The organism is Neisseria sp. P0024.S006, assembly GCF_051956595.1.
In the GTDB taxonomy this organism is placed as follows: Bacteria; Pseudomonadota; Gammaproteobacteria; order Burkholderiales; family Neisseriaceae; genus Neisseria.
In genome coordinates this window covers 1-448 of the sequence record NZ_JBQCXH010000062.1, presented here as the reverse complement: position 1 = coordinate 448, position 448 = coordinate 1, and the positions used below count along the sequence as shown (strand labels likewise).

Annotated in this window: 1 pseudogene; it reads left to right on the top strand. The window is 57.4% G+C overall.

Annotation, left to right across the window (positions count from 1 at the left end):
* Positions 1-448, top strand: a pseudogene (locus ACTHUF_RS11280) (histone deacetylase family protein); the annotation flags it as partial.

Below are 448 nucleotides of genomic sequence, written 5' to 3'. Positions count from 1 at the left end.
CACCCGCGTGTGCCGTTTGTTTGGTAAAGATGCCCGCACCGGATGGATTTCGCATTCGATATTCCTACAGCACCAGCCGGGGCCCAACCATCCCGACAGGCCCGAATGCATCAGCGCTATTCAAACTGCCTTAAAACAAGAAGGCAGTCGGCGTCGCCTGCAAACCGCCGAAGCACCGTAAATCAAAGATGCGCAGCTGGCATTGGTCCACTCACGCAACTATCTGCACGATTTGGAAACCGCCCAGCCACTCCCCGGTAGAATCCACAGTATCGACGACGATACCGTCATCTGCCACGACTCCCTCCAAGCTGCCCGTTTTTCTGCCGGCGCCTGCTTCAAGGTAGTCGATATGTTGATGAACAAAAAGGCCTTGCATGCTTTTTGCGCCAGCCGCCCGCCAGGCCACCATGCCCACAGCAACAGCGCCGGCGGCTTTTGCCTGACC